Source organism: Limisphaerales bacterium, from assembly GCA_014382585.1.
GTDB lineage: Bacteria > Verrucomicrobiota > Verrucomicrobiia > Limisphaerales > UBA1100 > JACNJL01.
In genome coordinates this window covers 1-23,859 of sequence record JACNJL010000065.1, presented here as the reverse complement: position 1 = coordinate 23,859, position 23,859 = coordinate 1, and the positions used below count along the sequence as shown (strand labels likewise).

The 23,859-nt window shown below is 57.4% G+C and carries 17 protein-coding genes; 7 read left to right on the top strand and 10 right to left on the bottom strand.

All coding sequences use genetic code 11. From position 1 onward, the window contains the following. Positions 1 to 170 precede the first annotated feature (170 nt). Together H8E27_15365 and H8E27_15360 are read left to right on the top strand one after the other, a co-directional pair. The gene (locus H8E27_15365) at positions 171 to 1,148 is read left to right on the top strand and encodes a DUF1080 domain-containing protein (protein ID MBC8326998.1); all 978 of its coding nucleotides are present in this window, start codon (positions 171 to 173) and stop codon (positions 1,146 to 1,148) included. A 2-nt stretch (positions 1,149 to 1,150) separates the two neighbouring features. Next, positions 1,151 to 2,086, top strand: a complete 936-nt coding sequence (locus H8E27_15360; protein MBC8326997.1) for a rhodanese-related sulfurtransferase — start codon at positions 1,151 to 1,153, stop codon at positions 2,084 to 2,086. A gap of 2 nt (positions 2,087 to 2,088) precedes the next feature. On the opposite strand, the gene H8E27_15355 is transcribed toward H8E27_15360, so the two are convergent. The 9 genes from H8E27_15355 to H8E27_15315 form a co-directional block, all read right to left on the bottom strand. Beyond that, a complete protein-coding gene (locus H8E27_15355) occupies positions 2,089 to 4,359 on the bottom strand; it encodes a hypothetical protein (GenBank protein ID MBC8326996.1) in 2,271 nt (756 codons plus the stop codon). 136 nt (positions 4,360 to 4,495) lie between these two features. Next, positions 4,496 to 6,166 carry a PPC domain-containing protein gene (locus H8E27_15350; protein ID MBC8326995.1) on the bottom strand — a complete coding sequence of 557 codons (1,671 nt, stop codon included), beginning with the start codon at positions 6,164 to 6,166 and terminating at the stop codon, positions 4,496 to 4,498. Beyond that, entirely contained in the window at positions 6,163 to 7,479 is a 1,317-nt protein-coding gene (locus H8E27_15345) for a DUF1501 domain-containing protein (protein ID MBC8326994.1), read from the bottom strand. The genes H8E27_15350 and H8E27_15345 overlap by 4 nt, the downstream gene beginning before the upstream one ends. Positions 7,480 to 7,569: 90 nt before the next feature. Further along, on the bottom strand, positions 7,570 to 11,007 hold the full coding sequence (locus H8E27_15340; GenBank protein ID MBC8326993.1) for a DUF1553 domain-containing protein: 3,438 nt from the start codon (positions 11,005 to 11,007) through the stop codon (positions 7,570 to 7,572). Positions 11,008 to 11,087: 80 nt separating this feature from the next. Next, positions 11,088 to 12,875, bottom strand: coding sequence for a sulfatase-like hydrolase/transferase (locus tag H8E27_15335; GenBank protein MBC8326992.1), 1,788 nt, complete (start codon positions 12,873 to 12,875; stop codon positions 11,088 to 11,090). Positions 12,876 to 12,917: 42 nt separating this feature from the next. Further along, positions 12,918 to 13,637 carry a prepilin-type N-terminal cleavage/methylation domain-containing protein gene (locus H8E27_15330; protein ID MBC8326991.1) on the bottom strand — a complete coding sequence of 240 codons (720 nt, stop codon included), beginning with the start codon at positions 13,635 to 13,637 and terminating at the stop codon, positions 12,918 to 12,920. A gap of 164 nt (positions 13,638 to 13,801) precedes the next feature. Continuing rightward, on the bottom strand, positions 13,802 to 14,581 hold the full coding sequence (locus tag H8E27_15325) for an alpha/beta hydrolase (protein ID MBC8326990.1): 780 nt from the start codon (positions 14,579 to 14,581) through the stop codon (positions 13,802 to 13,804). A 19-nt stretch (positions 14,582 to 14,600) separates the two neighbouring features. Next, the gene (locus H8E27_15320) at positions 14,601 to 15,320 is read right to left on the bottom strand and encodes a class I SAM-dependent methyltransferase (protein MBC8326989.1); all 720 of its coding nucleotides are present in this window, start codon (positions 15,318 to 15,320) and stop codon (positions 14,601 to 14,603) included. A 2-nt stretch (positions 15,321 to 15,322) separates the two neighbouring features. Beyond that, on the bottom strand, positions 15,323 to 16,195 hold the full coding sequence (locus tag H8E27_15315; GenBank protein ID MBC8326988.1) for a hypothetical protein: 873 nt from the start codon (positions 16,193 to 16,195) through the stop codon (positions 15,323 to 15,325). Positions 16,196 to 16,255: 60 nt separating this feature from the next. Here H8E27_15315 and H8E27_15310 point away from each other — a divergent pair, with 60 nt between their 5' ends. From H8E27_15310 to H8E27_15300, 3 genes are all read left to right on the top strand, one after another. Continuing rightward, positions 16,256 to 17,737: a hypothetical protein gene (locus H8E27_15310; GenBank protein ID MBC8326987.1), complete on the top strand. Its 1,482-nt coding sequence runs from the start codon at positions 16,256 to 16,258 to the stop codon at positions 17,735 to 17,737. A gap of 72 nt (positions 17,738 to 17,809) precedes the next feature. Next, positions 17,810 to 19,213, top strand: coding sequence for a DUF1501 domain-containing protein (locus H8E27_15305; GenBank protein ID MBC8326986.1), 1,404 nt, complete (start codon positions 17,810 to 17,812; stop codon positions 19,211 to 19,213). A gap of 307 nt (positions 19,214 to 19,520) precedes the next feature. Then, complete coding sequence (locus H8E27_15300; GenBank protein MBC8326985.1) at positions 19,521 to 19,994, top strand: hypothetical protein; 474 nt, start codon at positions 19,521 to 19,523, stop codon at positions 19,992 to 19,994. Here H8E27_15300 and H8E27_15295 read toward each other — a convergent pair. Next, entirely contained in the window at positions 19,991 to 20,737 is a 747-nt protein-coding gene (locus H8E27_15295; GenBank protein MBC8326984.1) for a DUF1080 domain-containing protein, read from the bottom strand. The genes H8E27_15300 and H8E27_15295 overlap by 4 nt on opposite strands. 142 nt (positions 20,738 to 20,879) lie before the next feature. Here H8E27_15295 and H8E27_15290 point away from each other — a divergent pair, with 142 nt between their 5' ends. Both H8E27_15290 and H8E27_15285 read left to right on the top strand, forming a co-directional pair. Beyond that, complete coding sequence (locus tag H8E27_15290) at positions 20,880 to 22,268, top strand: DUF1501 domain-containing protein (GenBank protein MBC8326983.1); 1,389 nt, start codon at positions 20,880 to 20,882, stop codon at positions 22,266 to 22,268. Between the two features lie 94 nt (positions 22,269 to 22,362). Next, on the top strand, positions 22,363 to 23,787 hold the full coding sequence (locus H8E27_15285; GenBank protein MBC8326982.1) for a hypothetical protein: 1,425 nt from the start codon (positions 22,363 to 22,365) through the stop codon (positions 23,785 to 23,787). Positions 23,788 to 23,859 lie beyond the last annotated feature (72 nt).

The window sequence follows — 23,859 nt, the reverse complement described above, 5'->3', positions numbered from 1 at the left end:
TCACGCGGAGGCGCGGAGAAACAAAAAAATCCCTCCGCGACTCCGCGCCTCCGCGTGAAACCCATCCCCCTTTGAAGAGGGGGAAATGCCCGGTGGGCTGACTCCACCGCCCTTTTGTATTTTGCGTTGTGGCTTTGACTTTCTACTTTTGAACTTTTACTGTCCACCCCATGAAGCCACTCGTCCTTTTTCTGATCTCCATTTCCATCATCGCGGCTCCCAGTGACAAGGCGGTTTTTGCTACGCCGGAGGCGGCGGCGGATAATCCGGACTTTGCCATTCAGGGCGAATACAAGGGCGACGGGATTGATGGCAACGGGAAAAATATTCCGGCCGGCGTGCAGATTGTGGCGCTGGGCAAGGGGGAGTTTTCGGCGACGGTGTTCCAGGGCGGACTGCCCGGCGACGGCTGGAACAAGGACACGAAATGGACTTACACCGGCAAACGCCGCGGTGAAGACAAGGCGGTGTTCAAGAGCGAGGAGACGATGATTGTGCTCTACTACAACAATGGCAACATCCTCGCCGCCAAGGGCGATCGCAAGGTGGGCCAGTTCAAGAAAATCACGCGCAAGTCACCCACGCTCAGCGCCAAGCCGCCCAAGGGCGCGGTGGTGCTCTTCAACGGCAAGGACACCGGCAAGCTCGCCAAGCCCCGCATCACCGATGACGGCCTGCTCATGGAAGGCGTGATGACCAAGGACGCCTATCAGGACTTCACGCTGCACCTTGAGTTTCGCCTGCCCTTCATGCCCGCCGCCCGCGGCCAGGCCCGCGCCAACAGCGGCGTGTATTTGCAGCGCCGTTACGAGACGCAGATCCTCGACTCCTTCGGCCTCGAACAAAAACACAACGACTGCGGCGGCATTTACCGGCAACGCGCCGCCAACTTAAACATGTGTTTCCCGCCGCTCACGTGGCAGACCTACGACATCGACTTCACCGCCGCGCGGTTTGACGACGATGGCAAAAAAACCAAGGGCGCGATGATTACCGTGAAGCTCAACGGCGTGATCATTCACGACGCCTACGAGCTAAAAAACAAAACCGGTGCCGGTCAAAAAGAAGGCCCCGCCCCGCTGCCCATCCTCCTGCAAAACCACGGCAACCCCGTGCGCTTTCGCAACTACTGGATTTTGAAAAAGTAAGAATGGCGCAAACCGTCGCCACATTTTATCGCTTCACCGACCTGCCCGATTGCGAGGACTGGCAAACGCGCCTTGAGGCCGAGTGCAAAACGCACGCGGTGAACGGCACGACCATCCTCGCCACCGAAGGCCTCAACGCCACCATCGCCGGACCGAAGGAGGGAATCGCAGCGGTGCTTAAATTAATCCGGAGCGATGCGCGTTTTGAAAATATGCCGCACCGCGAATGCGAAACCGAACGCGAAACGTTTCATCGCTTGCGAATCATCATCCGGCCGGAAATTGTCACGCTTGGCGATCCATCCGTGAACCCCAACGACGCCGTGGGCGAATACGTCGCACCCGAAGACTGGGACGAACTCATCAGCGATCCCGAGGTGCTCCTGATCGATACCCGCAACGATTACGAAGTGGAACTCGGCACGTTCAAAAACGCCGTCAACCCCGACACCGCTGCCTTCGGCGAATGGGATGCGTTCGTGCAAAAAAATCTCAGCGGTGATAAGCAACAAAAAGTGGCGATGTTTTGCACCGGCGGCATCCGCTGCGAAAAGGCATCCGCGCATTTGCTCAAGGAAGGATTTGAAAACGTGTATCACCTGCAGGGCGGCATCCTGAAATATTTGCAGGAAACGAAGCCCGAACAAAGTTTGTGGGAGGGCGAATGTTTTGTGTTCGATCACCGTGTCACCGTCGTGCACGGCCTCGAACGCGGCACCTGCGAAATCTGTTTCGGCTGCCGCTGGCCCCTCACGCCGGAAGACTTGGCCTCGCCCGCTTACGAGCCGGGCATCTGCTGCCCGCGCTGCAAAGACACCCTCACGCCTGAACTCCGCGCCCGCCGCGAAGAACGCCAACGCCAACAAACCCTCGCCCGCCAACGCGGCGAAAAACACATTGGGCAACTGATCCCCACCGAAGAAGAGCCTGAGCAGTGAGGCTATTTCAGCACGTTTACCGTGCAGTTGATTTCGGATTTCACGGTTTCACCCTTAGCGCCTTTGAGATTGTACTGGATGCGCAGCGTCATGCACTTCTGCAGCTTGGGCATTTGAAGGAGCACCGATTTGCGATCCGCCCCGAGGATGGCTTTGGTGATTTCCAGTTTGTCGCGGCCCTGCTTTTTGGGATCAGTCACGAGATAATCGCGCGAACCATAGCCGGCGGTGCGACGGTAGTTGCACATCTCAGCGGAAAATCTGTCGACGTCGCCTGCGGCTTCCAGATCAAGCGGTTCACTGAAGACCAGACGCACTCCATCTTTGCTGACAGAATAATTGATCGGCACGTGCAGCGGTTTGCCAGTGTAACGGAATCGATAAAACCCACCGGCCAAATGTTTGTTACCCGCCCAGCCGAAAAGACCACACGCATAAAGCTGGCCGTCGACGGGATGAAAGCGGCCGCGCATCACGCCGGTGGGAGTTTCGGCAATGGGCAATCGCGCCACGCCACCCTGCGGGATGCCGCCCAATACCTCGTGCGGCACAACAAAAATCCGACCCGTGCCGTAGCTGAAATTGATGAGCGAACCTTTCAGCGGCCCCCACTTATCGCTGGTCACCCAAAGCTGCTGCGCGGGTGAGCGATCAACACTGTTGTGAATCCACACCACCGGCGGGTCGTATTTCGAGGGGTCGCGCCCGGGCACGTACGAACCCATGTAGCCGTAAAAGCCATCCTTGCGGACAAGGTTGATGCGGTTCTTCGGCGTCCAGTGGCCTTCCTGGTCGCTGGCGAAAAATGTGCCGTCGCCATTCACCGTCACGCCATTGGGCGCGCGGAACCCGTTGGCGATGCGCCAGCTCTTGGAGCCGTCCTTGCTCACCTTGATAATGGAACCGTGATGCGGCACCAGCCCGCTCTTCGCGTGACGCGCGGCCTTGGCAAAATAAAAATTGCCCGCCGCATCCGTTTGCAAATCCATCGCGAACTCGTGGAAATGCTCGGTCACTTGATGGTCATTATTGAAGCTCTCGTAAAAATCCATTTCGCCATCGCCATTCAAATCGTGCAGGCGCGTGATCTGGTCACGGCAACAAACATAAATTGTTTCATCAACAATCTTCAGCCCGAGCGGCTGGAACATCCCCGCCGCCACCCGCCGCCAAGTCAGCTTGCCCTTCGGCTGATCGAGCCCGCTGACCATCCAAACATCCCCCTGCCAAGTGCACACCGCCGCCCGCTTATTGTCCTTAAAAAAATCAAACCCACCCAACCGCATCCACGACTTCCACGGATTATTCTCCGGCAATTCAAAAGTATCCGTGGCAAACGGCCCCGTTGCCAAGCCCGGCTGAATTTTTGTTTCCACCGTTTGCTTCCATTTCGCCGAACCACCGCGCGCCAGTGCTAAAAGATTGGGTGGCGCACCGGCCTTTTTCACAGCGGCAACGGCCTTCTTAAATCCTTCAAGCTTTCCCTGTTGGCCGCGCCAGAGAATTACCTGCAATTTCAGCGCCTGGTTCGCCGCTGGAATGCGGAGCCGAAGATTTTTGCCATCGCTCAAATCCCACAACCCCGAACCGCCCAACACCGCCGCGCAGACAATCGTGTCCTTCGGGGTTTTCACAAAAACAAAATCCTTATTGTCGGCCAAATGCATCGCACCACTTTCGCCACGCGCCACTTGCATTACGATTTGGCTCGGGCCCGGCGCCACGTGCAGGTTTCGAATGAACACATCATTGCCGTGTAGCGAGGGCGACTCAAATACGCCGCGCGCACCAACGGTGTACGAAAGTACCACCCGGTTTCTGTTCACATACAAACCCTTGTAATGCGCCCAATCGCGTGGGAGCGGTCCATACGGTTTTTGATCGAGCCCCTTCACACGCACGGCATCGATCCACTGGCCCTTGCCGCCGCGCCAGCCGGGACCGACAGGATTGGTAAACGCCTGTGTGCCGGTGATGGAAGCGTGAGCGTTATGGCGGCCGTCAAAAGCGATGCCGCGCCAATCAATAAATCCGCCGGTCCAACCCGCCGCGCAGTTCATCAAATCCGTATCGTACAACATAAACGCGCCGCCTTTGGAAACACCGCCCTCGCCTCCATCGAGCCGAATGGCGATGCCCTTGTTGACAATCCCCGCGTTCGGCACCTCCAGCGAGGTGGACAGATACGGCCCGTAATTCATCTCATCCCATTTACCGGCAAAGACGTTGAGAGCAATGAGTGAGGTTAAAAAAAATGAGATTCGAATCATCATAAATGGTCTTCGCGAGATTGTGTGGGCGCGGAACAAATTCGGCAAGCTCAAGTGAATACGGATTAGACAATCGGGCAGCCAATTTCAAAAGACCAATCGCCGGAGCTGCGACCGTTTGTCACCTTATACGTCCCAATCATTTGGGATCGGAGGATTCCGATTTCTTCGGAGCAACCAACTTGGGCGGAAGCACAGTAAGCCAAAGGTGTGCGGTCGTTGGGATGATGAATTCCGGAAACCCCTGTGGGACGCCGTTGTTGACGCTCGCGCTGGTGAGGGCGCAGGTGGCGGGCCGAACGTTTTTGTCTTCAGCAGAAATCATAATGGCCATCGGTCCGTTGTGGGGTTGGGCGTCGTTAGTCGCAATGAGTTTGAGGATGGCGGTGTCGTTCTTTTCGAGCACCACCGGTGCGGCGCTGACGCCTTTGGGTAAATTTTTTGCGGCGACGGTGAGTTTACCTTTGTAGCCATCAAGAAAATTGACCGTCACTTTCACCTCATTCGTGGCGGCAGCGTTCACACTAAAATGCGGCGCAGCAACGGTGGCACTAAAGGTTGGCTGCGGTTGATGAATTTTCAGCGTGTAAAAATATTCGCCGCCGCCTTTGTGCAACAGACTGCGAACGACCGCGAAGAAACGACCGTCCGCGGGGGCGGTCCAATTGAGCAGCGGGTCGCGGATTTTATTGGCGTCGTCGTTGGTGGTGAGTTCTTTACCGTCGGCATCCTCGACCGACAACCGCGCGTCCAACAGGAAACCGAGCGTAAACGAATCGATGTCCAGCCGATAGCGCGCGCCTTTCTTGGCGGTGAAGGTAAAACGATCGACGTCACCGGGCTTATCAATGCGGCCGGAAACCGTCGCGGGCAAACTGAAGGTGTGCGCGGTCACGTTGGTGTCATTCGGCTCGCGCTCGGCAATTTGCGACCACGGCGTCACCGGCAAACGCAACGGCCCGTTCGCCGCCGTCACCGGCAGCACGGTTTCGTCAACCGTTTGCTTGGCGAAGGTGATGGATTTCTTGTTCAAGTTCCAACCCGCCAGCTCGATGTTGCCAGCCGTACCAGCCGTCGCCCCGTGCGGCCATCCATGGCGCACCCACGGACCGTTGGTGAGGGTGAGGCGGTAAACATGATTTGCGCCGCCGCTGAAGCTCGAGGTGCTGTTGGCGGGAAATTTGAACGCGGCGACTTGCAACACATATTCGCCATCGCGATCGCACTGCCACACGAGACGCGGATCGAGCGAATGCGCGTCATGATTGAAAGCGAGCTTCGTACCGCGCGCGTCGCGCAGCATCATCAATGCGTCCATCGAAATACCGGCGGTATAGGCATCGAGCTGTGCAATAAAAAATTGGCCAGCCTTGAGTTTGACGCGGTAGCTATCCACATCGCCACTGCTCTGCAGTTTACCGTGGATAACCGCGGGCAGCACGTCCACCGCCTGCGGCGAGAGCATTTCGTTGTTCGGCTCTTTCTCCGGCACGTCGGGCACTTTGCCCACAAAAAAAACGCGCGGCGGCGCAGTGCCGTTGCTGTCAAAAAAACGCACGAGATGCGGCCCGGGCGTGACGCCTTTGGCGACGGTGATTTTGAAGAACCCTTTTTTCTTCGCATCGGCTGTGATCGCAATTCCGGGATCGTCCGCCCAGGTTTTTAAGGGCCATTGAAATTTGCCGCCAATTTGCGCGAGCGCCTCGCTGCCGCGCTGGGCACCGATGGGAAAGAGCCAATCCACCTGCGGCGGCGCGGCGGCTGCCGTGAGTGAAAATAGGATTGCCGCAATGCCAGCGCGGATCATCACGCGAAGAGTTCCTTGATGCGCGAACCGCCGTCCACCAACTGCACTGGCCGGCCGGTGGCGGTGTGCAGCACCTGATGCGGATCGATGCCTAACTTGCGGTACAGCGACGCGGCAAAATCTTCCGGCGTGTAAACATTTTCGGAGGCATAGTAGCCCTTCGCATCGGTGGCTCCGACGATTTGCCCGCGCGGAATCCCCGCCCCGGCCAATAGCACGCTCATCGCGCCGGGCCAGTGATCGCGCCCGCCGCGCTTGTTCACTTTGGGCGTCCGGCCAAATTCACCGAGGCAAACGACCATCGTGTCGTCTAATTGCCCGCGCACATCGAGGTCATTGATTAATGCCGCGAGGCCCTGATCCCAACTGGTCATGAACTTGCCGTTGAGCGTTTTGAAAATATCGGTGTGATGATCCCAACCGCCATAATAAACCGTGACAAACGACACGCCCACCTCCGTCAAGCGCCGCGCTAGTAACATTCGTTGGCCGAGTGAGTTGCGACCGTAAGCGTCGCGGACTTTGTCGTCTTCCTTTGAAATATCAAACGCCTTCTGCGCGGCGGTGGAGGTAATCAGATCAACGCCCTGCGCGTTGAAGCGGTCGAAACTCACCGCTGGATCCTTCGCTACCTTATCGGTGATGCGCAACAGACTATCCAGTTCACGACGCAAGACCTGCCGATTCTCCGCGCGGCTTTCGCTGATTCCCTGCGGCAACACCACGTCGCGAACCTTAAAACTTGTGCTGTTGGGATCCGCCTTAATCACAAACGGCGCGTGCTCCGCACCCAGAAAATTCGGGCCGCCCGAACGGGTCATCCGGCCGAGGCTCATATAAGGCGGCAACCCTTTGATCACGCCGCGCTCGTAACTGGTCATTGATCCGAATGACGGATGAAACGTCACGAACGCGCCACAATTCACCGGCACCGGCGTCGGTCGACCGGTCATCATATAGTGATTGCCGCCGCCGTGGTTCGGATCCTTATGCCAGATTGACCGCACGATCGTCACTTTATCCGCCACTTTCGCCAAGTGCGGCACCTTGTCGCAAAAATTCACCCCCGGCACGTTTGTCTTCATCGCGCCAAATTCGCCGCGAATCTCTTTGGGCGCATCCGGCTTCGGATCAAATGTTTCATAATGTGACGGCCCGCCATCGAGCCAAACGAGGATGCAATTAATCTTCTTTCCCGCCTGAGCCTCCCGTGCCCGTAATAAATCCGCCAGCCCCAGGCCCATCATCCCACCCAAGCCCACCTGCAAAAAGTCCCGACGCCCCATTCCGGCACAGTTGTATTTTCTGCTGTTCATTTAAAAATTGAGCCCCAATAAGACTGGGAATTTCGACGAATTAAAATTGAATTGAATTCACCCGAGCAGGATATTGGAAGTCACCAATGGTTAATGGTTAAACACAAATTCTGCTGAGTTGATGATCGCCCAGATGAAATCCTCGGTGGCGGATCGGCGATTAGTTTCATCATCTTCATCAACCTTGTGGCCTTGGTAAAATTTTTTGACGAGATCCGTTTCTTTTTTGGTGGGACGGCGACTCAAGGCTGCGAGGTATACTTCATCCGCAATCTCGGTAACGGTCTTCTTGCTGTCGGCGAGGCGACGGGCGCGGCCTTGGGCGTGGGTGATTTTTTTCTGCACCCCGTCACCGTGCATCAGATGCAGCGCTTGGACGATGGTGCCTGAAGTGTTGCGTTCGCAGGGGGGATCGCTGCTGGAGTTGGGCCGACCAAAGGCGTCCAGAAATTCGCTGCTGATTTTGAAATTCCACGTCTCAATCGCCCGCGCGCCCGGCCACGTGGCGCCGAAGCTCGATGGCACGCCGGTCACGTCATTAATAACGTCCATTAGCACCTCGGCGCGAAGACGGCGCAAATACATCCGCGAAAAATTCCGCGTGTCCGCGGTATTGGATTCATTCGGAGTGTGGCTGAGTTGGTACAAACGACTTTGCATCACGGTGCGAATGAGTGCCTTTTGATCGAATTTAATTCTGACAAAATGGGTTGCCAACGCATCAAGCAACGCGGCGTTCATCGCGGGATTGGAAGCACGAAGGTCATCCACCGGATTCACCAAGCCGCGTCCGAAATAAACACTCCACACTCGGTTCACCATTGCACGCGCGAAAAATGGATTGTCCGGCTCTACGATCCAATCAACCAACGCCGCGCGCGGATCCGCACCAATGGCAATCTGGGCAAGCGGACCGGCAGGCGGCTTGGGCGCAAGGGTTTTGCCGGTAACCGGATGATTCACGCTGCCGCTGCCCCCGTGATAAAAAAATTCCGTGCCGCCGGAAATAGGCGGCGACACGCCCGACCCCTTGCGCTTCACCTGTGCAAAAAAGGCGGCAAGCGAATAGAAATCCGACTGTGTCCATTGTTCGTTGGGATGATTGTGGCAGCGCGCGCACTCCAGCCGCGTACCGAGAAAAGCCTGACTGAAAATTTTGGCCATCTCTTCAGGCGTCCGCTTGTCGCGATAAACGACAGCCGGCCCGAATCGATGCGTGCTGCCGCTGGCCATGATCATCGCGCGCGCAAATTGATCCATCGGTTGATTGGCACGGAACGCCTCGCGCAACCATTGGTCGAGCACGTACACGCTCTTGAGCCCAGCACGATCCGGGTTGGGGCGCACAAGGTCCGCCCATTTATTCGCCCAATAATCGCCATACGCGGGATGCTTCAGCAACCGCTCGATGAGCGCGCGCCGCTTGGCGGGCGACTTGGTTTTGTCGTCAAGAAATGTGCGCGCTTCCTCGACCGTCGGCAGCCGGCCAATGGTATCCAGCGAAGCGCGCCGGAGAAATTCCGCGTCCGAACACAACTCGCTAGGCAACAGCCCGAGCCGCTGAAACTGCGCGTAGGCCAGTTCATCAATAAAATTAATTGCCGGCAGCGCGGCGTATTTTTCAGCCGAAATTTTCCTGGCCGCCGGCACTGTCACGCGCGCGATGGCAACCTGCCCCATGTAGCGCACCACCAGCGTGCCTTCGCCATTCATGCGGCCCACGGTCACACGCCCAGCCTCGTCCACGGCGGCCATCTCGGTGTCATTGGAAACAAACTTTGATAACGCCGTCACGTCGCGGCGGCTGCCATTTGAAAAATGCGCGGTGACTTTCAAGTGTTGTGTTTGCCCCAACCGATAAATGCGCGCGGCCGGTTCCACGGACAGGCGCGTGAGCTGCGGTTCGCCTTCGTGTTGATACGCCATGCCTTCACGGATCCATTGCTGCAGCACGCGATCGGAATTTGAGCCGGGTTTGATGCGCTGACCACCCTCGTGCGGCATGGCGAGCGTGGCTTTTTTTACGATGAGACTTTCCGAAGGGAAGGCTGGAAACACGCGGCGCCCGTGGGCATCGGCCGTGATTTCGCGCCAGTCCTTATGAGTGTCGTACGCAAACACCGAGAGTTGGAACCCGTGTTGCCCTCCCGCCTTGGCGTGGCATGAGCCCGCGCTGCAGCCGGCCTTGCTGAGAATCGGTAGCACGTCCTTGATGAAACTAATTTTGCCGTTCGGTTTAATCGCAGCTTCCGCCTTGAGCGTGGCGGTGAGGCGATTGTCTTGCCAAATGAACACGTCGCCCGCGTGGTTGCCGGCGATGACCCTCTTGGCGTCAGTCGAGCTGGCAACGCTGTGCAGCCGCCCACTTGCGCCAGTAAGTTTGCGTTCCTTTGCCGTGCCTGAGCGTTGCGCGCCATCGTGCGGTTTGATGTCTGTAAAAATTCGTACAAGGCCATCCTCGCATGCAGTCACCAGCGCCTTGTCGTCGGGTGTCCAGCGCAGCGCCGTCACGCCGCCCTTGTGGTTGCGAACTTCTGTCAGCTTTTGCTTTGACTGCAAATCCCAAACCAACATTTCGTGATCTGCGCTGCCCGTGGCCAATTGCTTGCCGTCGCTCTTAAACGCCACCGCGTACACCGCGCCGTGATGCCCCTCCAGCGTGGCCGTCGCGTTTTGGTCCGCGATACTCCACACCTTCGCCGTTTCATCCGCACTGGCGGTGGCGATTTGTTTTCCATCCCGGCTCAGTGCAAGTCCGTAAACCGTATCTTGGTGTGCCTGCCAATGGCCGGTCGATTTGCCATCGGCAACCGACCACCTTCGCACGTGCCCGTCGTCCGCCGTGAAGAGGGACGTGTTGTCCGGTGAAAAAACAATTGCCGTGACGCGACCGGCAAAGCCGGTCAACTCGCGTGCGAGTTCCCACTCCGTATTCCATAAACGCACCGAACGATAGCCCCCGCTGGCCAGCCATTTGCCATCGGCACTCCACGTTAGCGACTGCACCGCATCGCGATGGCCGGTGAGCGTGGCAATGTGTTTGTTTTTGGCCGTCAAATCGTGAATGAAAATCGTGTTGGCCCGCGCCAGCGCCAGTCGTTTCCCGTCCGGGGCCAATGCCACGGCCAGCGCCGGGGTGTAACCGGGGGGTAATGTGCCAAGCTTCGCGGGAGCCGGCCGCGGTTTATCTTTTAACGCAGCGGCGTTCCACGGTGCGCCGGCATTCACCCAATCCTCCAGCATGCCAATCGCCCGCGGAGTCAGTTGCCCCTTTGGCGGCATATGCGGATCCGAGCCGGTTTGGATGACTTGAATGAGCCGACTAGCCGGGGCCTTGCCGGGGATAATCGCCTTGCCCTCATCGCTGCCGCGCAACAATCCCGCGCGCGTGGTGAGATCCAGCCCGCCCTTTTCCTTGTCCGGATTATGGCAGGCAAAACAATTTGCTTTCAGCAACATCATCGCCTCCGGGGTGCCCGCCAACAGCGGACCGGCCAACAGTAATAGAGTGCAAATCGCAATTTTCATTTTCCTACCACAGAGACACGGAGAACACGGAAATTGTTCATTTTAATTCCTCTGCGTGCCCGGGTCTCTTTAGTGTTAATTCATTTTATCCGGCGCAGCATGAGCAACCTAAATTCCAGCGCCGTTTTGCCTGGAATTTCCAGAGCCTTGAGCGTGAGAGTGCCCTGGCCTTTCTTCAGGTTGAGGGTGCCCATTTCGATCGGTTTAAAATCTTTCACGTAGGATTCCATGCGTTGCACGCGATCATTTTCGTGGCCGCGCACCGGCACATCATGCGGCTTAAATAGTGTCACCCCCACTGCACTGCCGTACCCCTTCATTTTTCCGTCCGGCGTTTTAAAACTCATGCCGTAAGATAACTGCATCCGCGCGCCCTCGTCGCCCTTCGGCACAGCGTAGTGGAGCGTCACCGCATAACGACCGCTGGCAGCTACTTCGACCGGCCAAGTGATCTCGTCGTCCTTCGAGGTCCAATTGGAAAAGTACGAACAATTGGGAAATTTATTGGAACGCTTGATGCCGCCATGAGCGGTGCCGTCGCGGGCCGGGATCTGTGTCCATAAGTAATCCGGATGCGCAATCACAAATGGCCGTGTGTCTTCGCCCAGTTCGGCCAACACGGCCTCCTTCCAGTGCGCCACTTTCTTGCGCAAATCCTCTGTCACTTTGGGCTGCGCGGCGCTAATGTCTTTGCCCTGCCCCGGATCCGTCACCATGTCAAAGAGTTTACCCTGATGATCGAGCCGATACCGCTGTGTGCGCGCACTCACCTTGCCCCTCCAATGATTGATGATCGTGCGGTCTTTCCAAACCGCCTTTTGCCCGAGCAGCAAAGGCTTGAGACTACGGCCATCCAGGGGCTTTTTGCTGGCTACCGAAACACCCGCGCAATCCGCCAAGGTGGGTAACACATCCATCACCGAGGCGATCGGCTTCACAAATGTGCCCGCCTTCACTCGTGCCGGCCAACGCACCAAAAGCGGCGAGCGCACGCCGCCTTCGTCCGTCGAGCCTTTACGGCCTTTCATGCCGCCGTTCCAGCGCACGCCGTTCGGGCCGTTGTCATGAAAGAACATCACGATCGTGTCATTGGCCACGCCCAGTTGATCGAGCTTCTTCAACAGACGGCCGACGTTCCAATCGATGTTCTCGCACATCGCCAAGGCACACCGCAAGTGCGGCAGGTTTTCCCGACGCGGATCGCGGTTGTGCAATTTAATGTCTTTATCCTTAAACTTGTTCCACCACCGGTCCGGCACCTGCATGGGCGAATGTGGCGTGTTGTAGGGCAGATAGGCAAAGAACGGTTTGCCCGACTGATGACTGCGCTCTATGAACGCCATGGCTTGGTTGGTAAAATCGTCGATGCAAAAACCTTTGCCCTGTACAATGCGGCCATTGTGCTCCAGCGGCGGACTGAAATAATCGCCCCAATGGCCGGAGCAAAAGCCGTAGTACTCCTCAAACCCGCGCCCATTCGGATGATACGGATACTGCATGCCGTTGTGCCATTTGCCGAAAGCGCCCGTGGCGTAACCGCCTGCCTTGAACGTATCGGCAATAGTGAGCTCATCGAGATCCATGCGCTCACCACCGGCCGAGGTGCTGTACACGCCACTGCGCACATGATAGCGGCCGGTGAGAAATTCCGCGCGCGTGGGCGAACACACCGCACAGACAAAGAAACGATCAAACCGCGCCCCATCCCGCGCCAGCGAATCAATATGCGGCGTCGCCAGATCCGTGTTGCCATTCAGACTGAGATCCCCCCAACCCTGATCATCCGTGAGAATGACAACGATATTGGGCGGCTTTGCCTGTGTTAATCCGCAAAGGAAAATGGAGAGAAATAGTATGATCTGCTTCACTCGCGAAGGATTGCGGATGAATCGCCAATGAGCAAAGAAAACTTACTGATTATCCCAGAGGGCCCGGGCATCGCCGGCCTCGTGTTGGAATCCAATATGGCTCACGGGCAGACGCATCGCATGGCCGTCAGCAAAAATAGCGCTGGTGCGACCGCGGTGTCGGTTAAGCATTCGCACGGAGGATTGCCGGGGGGGGCGCCATGAAGGTGTGCCCGGCACGGCAAAGCGCACGCGGGTGGCCACGGTCATTTTACTGGAGACATCCTCACGCCACAAATCGGGATTTGTTTCTTCGGGATTGGCCACCGGACCGGCGTCGCCAATTACCACGGTGTGTGCCGGCTTGAGGACCTGCCCGATTTTGATTCCGCGGTTAGCTAGCAAACGGTTGTACGCCAACCCTCCATGAGAGCCGTCACGGCATTCAGGGCATTGCCACGGTTCATGTTCGCCGGCATCGGTGCCCAGCAATTCAGTCCAATATAAATCGGAGGATTCGTTTTTTTCGATCTCACCCGGGCGCGGTTGGCTGAATGGCACCAATCGGCCGTCGTTGTCTCGCGAGTATTGAATGAAAGCCTCGCCGATTGCGCGGCAATTATCGAGACATCGCGACGCCGAAGCTTGATGGCGTGCCTTGACTAGGGAGGGAATAATCAGTCCCGCAAGCAATCCGACGACTGCCAAAATAACAACCAATTCCACCATGGTAAATCCATGGCGCGCACGGGAGGATTGCATGCAGCGCAGATTGGGTGGCATCGGCAAAAAGGGTACATCACCATTTTAGTTAGTCAACCCTGACCCATGAAGATTTTGAAAAAACCGCTCCCAACACGGGGTAATTTTAATGGTTTGATTGGAAAATGCCCGAAAAATCAGTTTTTAGCCTCAACTAAAAATCAATCTGCAACGCGAAGTGACGGTTAGTCTTCTTCCTTTTCAATCTTGATTTCCATACCCGGCATCACCCTTGGCATCAACCAGTTGCTCACTTTGCCTACCATCGCGGGCAGCGCATCGGGATCAGTTTCAGCATCGAAAACGTGGTCACAATTTTCGATGACGAACAACTCTTTTGGGTCGTTTGCCTGCTCAAACAGCTCGCGTGATTCCTCAATGGGCACCACGTCATCCGCCGTGCCGTGCACCATTAACCACGGAACGTTCACGCTCGCCGCTAACCCCACCACGGTGCCGATGTGATTCATATCATCCACAAATGTCTGCGAAAGCGGGCAGTCCTCTTTACCCCACATATGGCCCGAGCCCGGTGTTTCATCGCCAAATTCAGTCTCAGCAAATTTCTTGGTGTGTACCATACCCGCAAGTGATACGAGCAACTCGATGCGATCATCCATGACCGTGCGTTTGACGCCCACCGCGCCGCCGAGACTATGGCCCACGTAAGCAATCTGCCGTCCTTGCGAGTGCAGCGCGTCGATCACTGCCCCGAGATCCTCCACCTCTTTGGTGATGCAAGAATCTTCAAAGCGTCCCTCGGAACCGCCATTGCCGGAAAAAGAAAAACGCAATGCCGGTATGCCTGCCATCGCGAGGCTTGCCGCCAACGCGGTCACAAAAGGGCGGTCCATATTTGCCGTCACACCATGGCCTATGACCACGGTGAATGGGCTGTGAGATTTTGCTGCATGAAAAGCGTAGTCCAGCCGCTCTCCCTGCGCGTTGCGAATTTCCGCGTCCATCGGCGCGGCTTATATAAAATTACCTGCTGTTTTGCGAGTTTATTCGGGCAACCTTCCAACGGGTGGAGGCCATCAAACTCCAACGACGCGTGATGCGATTGGAGCAAGCGAAGTTGAGCCGTGCCATTTCGCGCTCCCAATCCGGTAACCGCCTCGCCTCGAGACGCGTGGCGAGACGAAAGAAAAAATACATCAATGCCAGCCATCCCCGCGCATGCCACGCCGGCCAACCACGCGAGGGTTGGCCGAATTCCGCCACCAACCATTGCCCCTCCGGGCGCACGCTCGCTGCCATTCGCGGCATCAAATCAGCCAGCGTTTTCTCGGAAAAACAATCGAGAAAAAAACACGTCACCATTGCGTCGTATTTGGCTTTCGAAAAATCCAATTCACGCGCATCCGCGTGGTAAAACGTCACCTTTGCTTCAGCGGGCAAACGCGCTTGCGCGCGGACAATCATTGCCGCGCTCGCTTCCACGCAATCCACTTGAAGTTTTGGAAATCGCCGCACCAATTCCGCCACAAACCGGCCATCTCCCTCGCCCACCGTGAGTACCCGCTTCGCATCCGCCAGCCACGGCAATAAATCAAACCGGCACCGCAACAACCCCCGCCCGAACACCGCATATTCCAGCCACCGATACGGCCGAGCGAGGTGGTCAAACCTGCTCCCGGCATCTTGCCGTTCGGTCGAGGATGCAACCGTCTTCGACAATTCAATGGGTTGCGTCCGATCCATGTTCAAACCAGTACCAGCAACGGCGTCAGCAAAACCGCATCTGCCCACACGCGCCGGGCTTCGGCCGAACCCCCATTCGGGCGGCGCGCCAATTCCAGCAACGCCAACGCGCTCGCCGCCAAGGCCAGCGCCAAAGGCACCCACCGATCGTCCAGCACCGTCGCGCCAAGAATCATCCCCACCAAACCCAACGCCATCATCGGCAATGCACGTTCCATCCCCGCCCATCGTCGCGCCAGCGAAGGCTGCTTCATCGCAGCATCACTTTCACGATCCCAACCGGCGATCACCAAGCAATTTATCACACACAAACCACCCCAAGCCAGCGCCGCCAACACAAACGAACCCCAAACAACGGGCACAGCAATTTGCAAATTCAGTACCACAAAAAAAAGCGTGCCCGCGGCGAAGCACACACCCGCCATCAGTTCCTTCCACCGCCCCGCCCGCTCGCGGGAGGCTCGCACATGATGCAACAAAAAATATCCGCCCAACACCGTGAGCAAGCCAGCGCCCACCAACATTTCGCGCGCGGACATTTGCAACGCCAACACTGTCGCCAACGCCAAGCCCACGCACCACGCAACCGTCAACGCCGTTGAATGATCGCGCGCAAATGCGTGCCGCGGAGAATCTACCGCCCCTTCCGGTAGCCGCCGGGCGTCCAGCAAGCGATCCCCGCAATACGCCAGCCACACGCACACCGCCAACAACGCGCGCTGTGTCCAACCCAGATCCACCGCCAACCCGGCCGCGAACGCCTCCTGCCACACCAAGGCCACCACCGGCGCATCAAGGCTCAGGAGATTGGGCCACAGCCACCACGAACGATGTTGCGTTTCGGGCAGGGCAATTGCGGACAGTGCCGGTTTCATCGGCCGAACAGCATCGCATATTTTGATTGTGAGCCAAGGCGAATCTCGTACCGTTGGCTCATGAGCCCATCGCGCCGTGATTTTTTGAAAACCTCTGCCGCAGCAATCGCCACTTCCAAACTCGCCCGAGCCGCGCCCGCGCGACAGCCGGATTTAATCCAAAAAGAAAATGCCCGCCCCGGGACGCGGGATTGGCAGCTCACACGCGTGCGGCCCGTCGGTTATCGCACCCCGGCCATCGAGGGCTACTGCTCACGGCAATCCGTGAAGGCCGGCGAGACGCTCGACGTCATGGTGAGCACCGAGCCGGCGGCGCAGTTCACGCTGGAACTATTTCGGATGGGCTACTACGGCGGACGCGGCGCGCGCCTGATGAAAACTCTCGGCCCACTCAAGGGCAAGCCGCAGCCCATCCCGCCGGTGGGCGAACAGCGACTGCGCCAATGCAAATGGGAACCGGCGGCGACGATTAAAATCCCCAATGACTGGCCAAGCGGAATTTATCTCGGCCGCCTCACCACCGTGCCCGAAGCAACCAATAAACCGTACTGGCAAAGCTATGTCATTTTCATCGTGCGCGATGAGCGCCCCGCTGATTTCCTTTTCCAATGCAGCGACAACACGTGGCAGGCGTACAACAAATGGCCCGACAACCACAGTCTGTACACCGACCCGCGCGGCGCGCATGCAGTCGACGTATCAGTGAGCTTCGACCGGCCGTACGCAAAGTACTCGCAGATTTTTGAGCGCCCGCTCTCCAATGGCTCCGGTGAATTTCTGCTGTGGGAATTCCCGCTTGCCTATTGGATGGAAAAACACGGCTATGACGTCAGCTACTGTTCCAACAGCGACTGCCTTGATGCCGCGCAAATCACCCGCAGCAACACTTTTCTTTCTGTCGGCCACGATGAATACTGGGATGTCCGACAATATCATGCGGTTAAAAAAGCCATTGCCGATGGAACAAACGTGATGTGGCTTTGCGGCAATTCCGTTTTCGGTGTCAGCCCGTTCAGTCACGACAAACGCATCATCACCCGCGATGGAATTTACAGTGGCCTCACCGACGAGGAAATCAACGCCGCCATCGGCGTGTTCACCCAAGACTGGCGCCGCCGAGGCCCGGACGAAAGCGACCTCATCGGAGCCCGCAGCATCGTGCCTTTCAACGGCGGCGGCGACTGGACGTGCACCAAACCCAAGCACTGGATTTTCCAAAACACCGGAATGAAAAAAGGCGACTCCATCCCCGGCCTTGTGGGATGGGAACACCACGGCGCGCCCGCCAAAATACCCGGCCTCGAGGTCGTCGCCGAGGGCACGGTCTGGCGCGGCGGCACCACCCCCGCCCATTGGACCGCCACCATTTTTCCCGGGCCGAAAAAAAATATCATCTTTAACGCCGCCACCATCTGGTGGGCCCAAGCCCTCGCTGCTCCCCCCGGCCATATGCTCCCGTGGAGCCACTTCAGCCGACCGCATGGAGTTGATCAACGCATTCAACAAATCACACACAATTTGTTCAAAAAAACTTTGGAATGATTTGGGGCGTACCGCCTCAGCACACACCAAAACCCCACTTGCCCATCGGGCAAATCCTGCTACAATTCGCCGATGCTGAATTTCATCAGCAGTCAGACGGGACCACGGTTTTGCGATGGACATTCGCGCCGGTCATTTCTGCAAATCGGCGGGATGGCGATGGGCGGGTTGTCGCTGCCGCAACTCCTCGCTGCCGAGAAAGCCGCGCCGAAATCAAAAAACCGGCTCGGCCACAAGGCCGTGATCATGGTTTACCTCCCCGGCGGCCCGACGCATCACGATACGTTTGATTTGAAAACGGGTGCCTCATCGGATATCCGCAGTTGTTTCAAACCTATCCGCACCAAAGTGCCCGGCGTCCACATCTGTGAACTGCTGCCCAAGCTGGCCAAGGCGATGGACAAGCTGATCATCATCCGCTCGCTGGTCGGTTTGAAAAATCGCCATGAATCGTTCCAATGCTACAGCGGGCGACCCGGCGGCAAACCCACGGACAACGAACCCGCCGGCGGCTGGCCCACACTCGGCTCGGTGGTCAGCCGCCTCCAAGGCCCCGGCCCGAACAACCTGCCATCGTACATCGACGCCGGCCCGCAGATGCGCCATAAACCTTACAACGTGGCCGGCCTTCACGATCCCCCCGGGCCCATTTCCTGGCCGGGCTTCACCGGCCAACGCCACACGCCCTTCCGCCTTTACGGACAGGGTAAAAGCGATTTGATGCTCAACAACATCACCGTCAAGCGCCTTGAAGACCGCAAGGGTTTGCTGACCGGTTTCGATGATTTTCGCCGTGCAGCCGATGCCCGCAGCGAGGCGGACGCAGATCCCTTTCGCGAACAGGCATTTTCCATTTTGAACAGCAGCCGCCTCGCGCGGGCATTGGATTTGAAAAATGAAAATCCAAAAACCATCGCGCGCTACGGAATTTCCAAGCCGACCACCGAGAGCTTTGGCGGCGCGGCGAAGAATCCGCAGCAACTCCTGCTCGCGCGACGCTTGGTGGAAGCCGGTGCGCGCTGCGTCACCGTTGCCTTCGGCGCATGGGATTGGCACGCCAATCGCGGCGGCACACTCAAGCAACTCGCCGAGTGGGATTTACCCGACTTCGACCACGCGCTGGCCACCCTCGTCACCGACCTTCACGAGCGCGGTTTGGATCAGGACGTCACCGTCGTCGTGTGGGGTGAGTTTGGCCGCACACCGAAGATCAATGAAAAAGGCGGCCGCGATCATTGGCCGAACGTCGCCCCCGCCCTCCTCGCCGGCGGCGGTATGCGCACGGGCCAAGTCATCGGCAGCACAACCAAGGACGGCGGCGAAGCTAACGGCCGTCCCGTGCACGTCCAGGAAGTATTCGCCACACTCTACAATAACCTCGGCATCAATCTCGATACCGCCACCATCACCGACCTCCAAGGTCGCCCTCACTATTTGGTGGATCCCAGTTATAAACCGCTGTCGGAAGTAAGTTGATCCGTCTTTTTTTCCATTAAAACCGGGCACTTTAAGTGAACGAAAAAACGACGCCCCCCGAAAGGGGCGCCGCTACTATACACAACCCATTGCACACGGAACCTCTTCCGCGCGGAGGGAGCAATGCCCTCCATATATATATTCGCAAAACAGACCCCATTTCTTTCAATTTTTTTGATTTATTTTTACTTGGCCACAGGCGAGATTCGCCATTTTATTATGAAAAATGCCAATAATAGCCTGTTTTTTGCAAATAAGAGCTTTTTTAAGGTTGAAAAAAATTTAGGGAAAAATACGGTTCCGAGTCATGAGCGATGTTGAAACCGGCTGTTGCCCCCGATTTAACCCCGCGCTGTGGGACCATCAAATTCTCGAGTGGACCAATAAATCTTTCGTGCGGGACACCGTGCGCTGCCTGTTTCACATCCCGCTGAACTTCGGCGGCGTGATGGCGAGTAACGTAGAACGCATCGAAGCGGCGAAGGTGAAGGATCCGGAAATGATCGTACTTTCCGATGAATGTTCGTTGTGGAAATCGGTGGTGTACATTTCCGTGAGCGGCGATTTGCCCGGCGCGGACAATGTGAAATTGAGCGGACGATTTATGTCGCGCGTCTTCGAAGGACACTATCGCCACGCCGGCCAATGGGCGAAGGAGATGGCCGGGCACGTTGCCGAGAAAAACGAAACGCTCAAGCGGCAATTATTTTATTACACCACCTGCCCCAAGTGCGCCGAGACGTACGGGAAAAATTACGTGGTGCTGCTGGCCGAGATTTAAGGCAGCTCGCGAATGCGCAGGCCTTTGAATTCAATCGGCGAGCCTTCGCTTTCGAGGCAGAGAAAACCCGTGGCCGGATTGCACTCTTTGCCGCCGGTGACCATCACGCCGTTCACCCACAGCTTCACTTCGCCATCCACCGCGCGAATGTGGTAGTGGTTCCATTTACCGACGCCGTGCGTGAGGCGTTGAGTGGGAAAGCTGCGGCTGCTCTTCGGATTGCCAACCGTGTATTTTGAGCCATCCTCGCGGGTGTAAGTGATCTGTGGCGTAATCGCTTTCATCCGGGCCTTGCCGGTGGGGAACACGTCGCCGTGCGAGGTAAACCAGTTCGACGGTTTGCCTTTGGATTTCTCCCAGTTCGTCTCGTAGCCCAAATCCAACACCTGCACCTCAATGCCCCACGGCAGACGCCCTTTGCCCGCTTCTAAATTCTTGATGCTCTCGGGCATGGCCCACAGAAATACCCCGCTGTTGCCCGCGTGCTTTAAGTGCCGCCATTGCACAACCAGCTCGAGGTTGGTAAATTGTTTCTTCGTGCGAATCACGCCCACCGGTTTGCCGGTGCATTGGATGAGGCCGTCTTTGCCCCACTTCCAAGTGTCCGGATCGCAATTCACTTTGGTAAAATCCGCCTCCGTCATTGCCCGCCAACCGGGACCGGTGCCCTGTTTAAACGTCTTGGGGTCGGCGGCAAAAACGGTGATCGTGAAGGCAAGAAATAACAGCGAAATGAATTTCATACGCAAAAGACTACGGGGAAAATGCCCAATCGCCAATGCTCAAATCCCAAAACTGGCGGTTCCAGAATTGGCCGTATTGGAGGGTTCTTTTTGAATTGGGTTTTTATTGGACATTTTGCCTTGGACACTGGATATTTTCCCTATGGATCGGCGTGCATTTCTCATGGCGTCTACCGCTAGTTTGGGCGGGTTGGCATTCCCTTCGCTCGGTGCGCCGGGTGGGCGGGCAAAGCCGGCCAAATCTACCATCCTATTTTTCCTCTGTGGCGGCTCATCACATATCGATATGTGGGATATGAAGCCCGAAGCGCCAATGGAATACCGTGGACCGTTCCGTCCCATCAAAACCACCGCGCCGGGCGTGGATATTTGCGAACACCTCCCGCTCACCGCCAAGCAAGGCAAGCACCTCGCCATCGTCCGATCCGTCACCGATTTCGGCCTCGCCACGGGCGATCATCACGCCGGTTATTATTACAACCTCACCGGCAACGTGCCGGATCTCACCTTTCGCACTCAAGGCAACAACCGCCGACCGTACGCCACGGACGCGCCGTACATGGGCTGCGTAATTGGCCAGCGTCGGCCGAAGCACCCCAAGCTGCCACAGGTGATCACCCTGCCCTACAAACCCAGCCGCGCGCCTTACACGCGCCCCGGCCAATTCGCCGGGCGCCTCGGGCTGGAACACGATCCATTTTACATTTATGGCCAACACGCGGCACCCATGAATTTTACCGCCCCCTCGCTTACACTTGCCGGGGGCATGAATCACAAGCGGCTCGCCGAGCGTAAAGTTTTTCTCGAGGCCATCAACTCCGCCCGTCGCACCGCCGATGTTGACCCCGCCATTGCCAATTACACGAGCCAACAACAAAAAGCGTTTGACCTCCTCTCCAGCACCGAAACCGCCGGCGCATTTGACATCGCCAGCGAACCGAAAAACGTGCGCGAACGCTACGGCGAACATCTCAACGGCATGAGCCTACTGATGGCGCGTCGGCTGGTTGAGGCGGGCGTGCCGTTCATCACCGTCTTTTGGCGCGTGGATGGCATCGATTCCAAGCTCGCCAAAAAATGCCGCAGCGCCGGCGGTTGGGATACGCACGGAAATAATTTCAACTGCCTCAAAACCGATCTGCTCCCGCGCTTTGACCAATGCTACTCTGCGTTGCTCGAGGATCTCGCCCAGCGCGGGTTGCTCGATTCCACCCTCGTGATGCTCACCAGCGAAATGGGCCGCAAACCGAAGATTGGCGACCCCCGCTCCGGCGGCACCACCGGCGGCGGACGCGATCACTGGACCGCCTGCCAAAGCGTCGTCCTCGCCGGCGGCGGCATTCGCGGCGGGCAAACCTACGGCAAAACTGACGCGTTTGCCGAGTATCCCGTGGAGAAAAGAATGGGCCCGGAAAACATCGCCCACACCGTCTACCACGCCATGGGCATAGACGACCTCACTGCCACCGACACCACCGGTCGTCTCTTCAATATTGTCGAAAAAGGCCGGCCGTTGACGGAACTGTTTTAGACACGGATATCACAGACAGGGTCGGATGGAAATTTTGGGGAGGGACGAGTTTGCGAGTCCGCGCCATTTCAATTTCAATCAGCACAACTGCACTTTGAAAAATAAATCCACATTGTTGATTCTCTTGTTCGCCGCACAACTGGTTTCCGCCGCCGCACCGATCCAATTTGGTGAGCACGGCACTGCACGCGAGTTGTTTATCGACAACCATCTTATCGCCAAACTATCCGGCGACCTGAAACAACATCTGCACCAACCGGCACCGAAAGAAGTTGTCCTCACCACCGGCGCGCCGTGGGAAGGAAACACCTGCGCGTACTACACGATTTTTCGCGATGGCGCGAAGTTTCGGATGTACTACCGCGGCTCGCATTGGAACACAAAAACCAAAAAAGCGACGCATCGCGAAGTGGTCTGTTACGCGGAAAGCAAGGACGGCATTCACTGGACGAAGCCGAATCTTGGCCTGTTTGAATTCAACGGCTCGAAGAAAAACAACATCGTGTTCGACGGCATCGGTACGCATTGCTTCGTGGCGTTCAAAGATAACAACCCCAAGTGCCTGCCCGAGGCACGTTACAAAGGCATCGCCCGCGGCCGACCGACGGGCAAAAAGGGGCTCTATGTTTTCCAATCGCCCGACGGCATTCACTGGAAGCTCATTAAAAATAAACCGGTCATCACCGACGGAGCCTTCGATTCACAAAATCTCGCCTTTTGGGACACCCACACCGGACAATACCGCGAGTACCACCGCACATTCATCAACGGCGTGCGCGCCATCATGACGGGCACCTCGAAGGATTTTGTAAACTGGACCAAGCCGGTTTTGCTCGAGTATCAAGCCGGCATCCCCGCGCAGCATCTTTACACCAACGCCGTGCAGCCGTACCCGCGCGCGCCGCATTTGCTCATCGGCTTCCCTACGCGCTACCTGCCCAACCAAGGCTCGCGCGTGGAGCCCACCTTTATGGTCAGCCGCGACGGACGACGATTTCATCGCTGGCTCGATCCGGTCATCCCCGAGAGCGCGCCCAAAGACCGGAAGGGCAACCGCAGCAACTACATGACCTGGGGCCTCGTGGAAATTCCCGGCCGCCCCATGCACTTCTCCGTCTACGCCACCGAAGCCTACTACACCGGCCCCGACACCCGCGTGCGCCGCTTCGAGTATCGCAAGGACGGCTTCGTCTCCCTCCGCGCCGGCAAAAAAGGCGGGCTCCTAATCACCAAGCCCATCACCCTCGGCCGCCTCGCCGAGCGGTTGACGCTGAATTTCAAAACCGCCGAGGGCGGCCAAGTCCGCGTCGGCCTGTACAACCCCGACTGCACCCCCATCCCCGGCCACGCCCTTGAAGACTGCAAACCCCTCATCGGCGACAGCCTCAACCGCAACGTCCAATGGAAAGCCGGCGCCGACCTCAGCGCGTTGGATCGCAAACACCCCATCGTGCGCCTCCGCATCGAGGCCAAAAACGCCGACGTGTTCGCCCTGCAATTCCAGCCGTGGCTGAGGTGAAAACCGCAACGAGTGGAATGTGTTTTGGGAATCGAACCCAACGAACATCAAATCCCCCGTTTTCAGGGGAAA

What these genes read in the sequence shown, in the direction of transcription:
- H8E27_15365 (MBC8326998.1), top strand. Translation starts at nt 171, where the DNA reads ATGAAGCCACTCGTCCTTTTTCTGATCTCCATTTCCATCATCGCGGCT.
- H8E27_15360 (MBC8326997.1), top strand. Translation starts at nt 1,151, where the DNA reads ATGGCGCAAACCGTCGCCACATTTTATCGCTTCACCGACCTGCCCGAT.
- H8E27_15355 (MBC8326996.1), bottom strand. Translation starts at nt 4,359, where the DNA reads ATGATGATTCGAATCTCATTTTTTTTAACCTCACTCATTGCTCTCAAC.
- H8E27_15345 (MBC8326994.1), bottom strand. Translation starts at nt 7,479, where the DNA reads ATGAACAGCAGAAAATACAACTGTGCCGGAATGGGGCGTCGGGACTTT.
- H8E27_15340 (MBC8326993.1), bottom strand. Translation starts at nt 11,007, where the DNA reads ATGAAAATTGCGATTTGCACTCTATTACTGTTGGCCGGTCCGCTGTTG.
- H8E27_15330 (MBC8326991.1), bottom strand. Translation starts at nt 13,637, where the DNA reads ATGCCACCCAATCTGCGCTGCATGCAATCCTCCCGTGCGCGCCATGGA.
- H8E27_15325 (MBC8326990.1), bottom strand. Translation starts at nt 14,581, where the DNA reads ATGGACGCGGAAATTCGCAACGCGCAGGGAGAGCGGCTGGACTACGCT.
- H8E27_15320 (MBC8326989.1), bottom strand. Translation starts at nt 15,320, where the DNA reads ATGGATCGGACGCAACCCATTGAATTGTCGAAGACGGTTGCATCCTCG.
- H8E27_15315 (MBC8326988.1), bottom strand. Translation starts at nt 16,195, where the DNA reads ATGAAACCGGCACTGTCCGCAATTGCCCTGCCCGAAACGCAACATCGT.
- H8E27_15310 (MBC8326987.1), top strand. Translation starts at nt 16,256, where the DNA reads ATGAGCCCATCGCGCCGTGATTTTTTGAAAACCTCTGCCGCAGCAATC.
- H8E27_15305 (MBC8326986.1), top strand. Translation starts at nt 17,810, where the DNA reads ATGCTGAATTTCATCAGCAGTCAGACGGGACCACGGTTTTGCGATGGA.
- H8E27_15300 (MBC8326985.1), top strand. Translation starts at nt 19,521, where the DNA reads ATGAGCGATGTTGAAACCGGCTGTTGCCCCCGATTTAACCCCGCGCTG.
- H8E27_15295 (MBC8326984.1), bottom strand. Translation starts at nt 20,737, where the DNA reads ATGAAATTCATTTCGCTGTTATTTCTTGCCTTCACGATCACCGTTTTT.
- H8E27_15290 (MBC8326983.1), top strand. Translation starts at nt 20,880, where the DNA reads ATGGATCGGCGTGCATTTCTCATGGCGTCTACCGCTAGTTTGGGCGGG.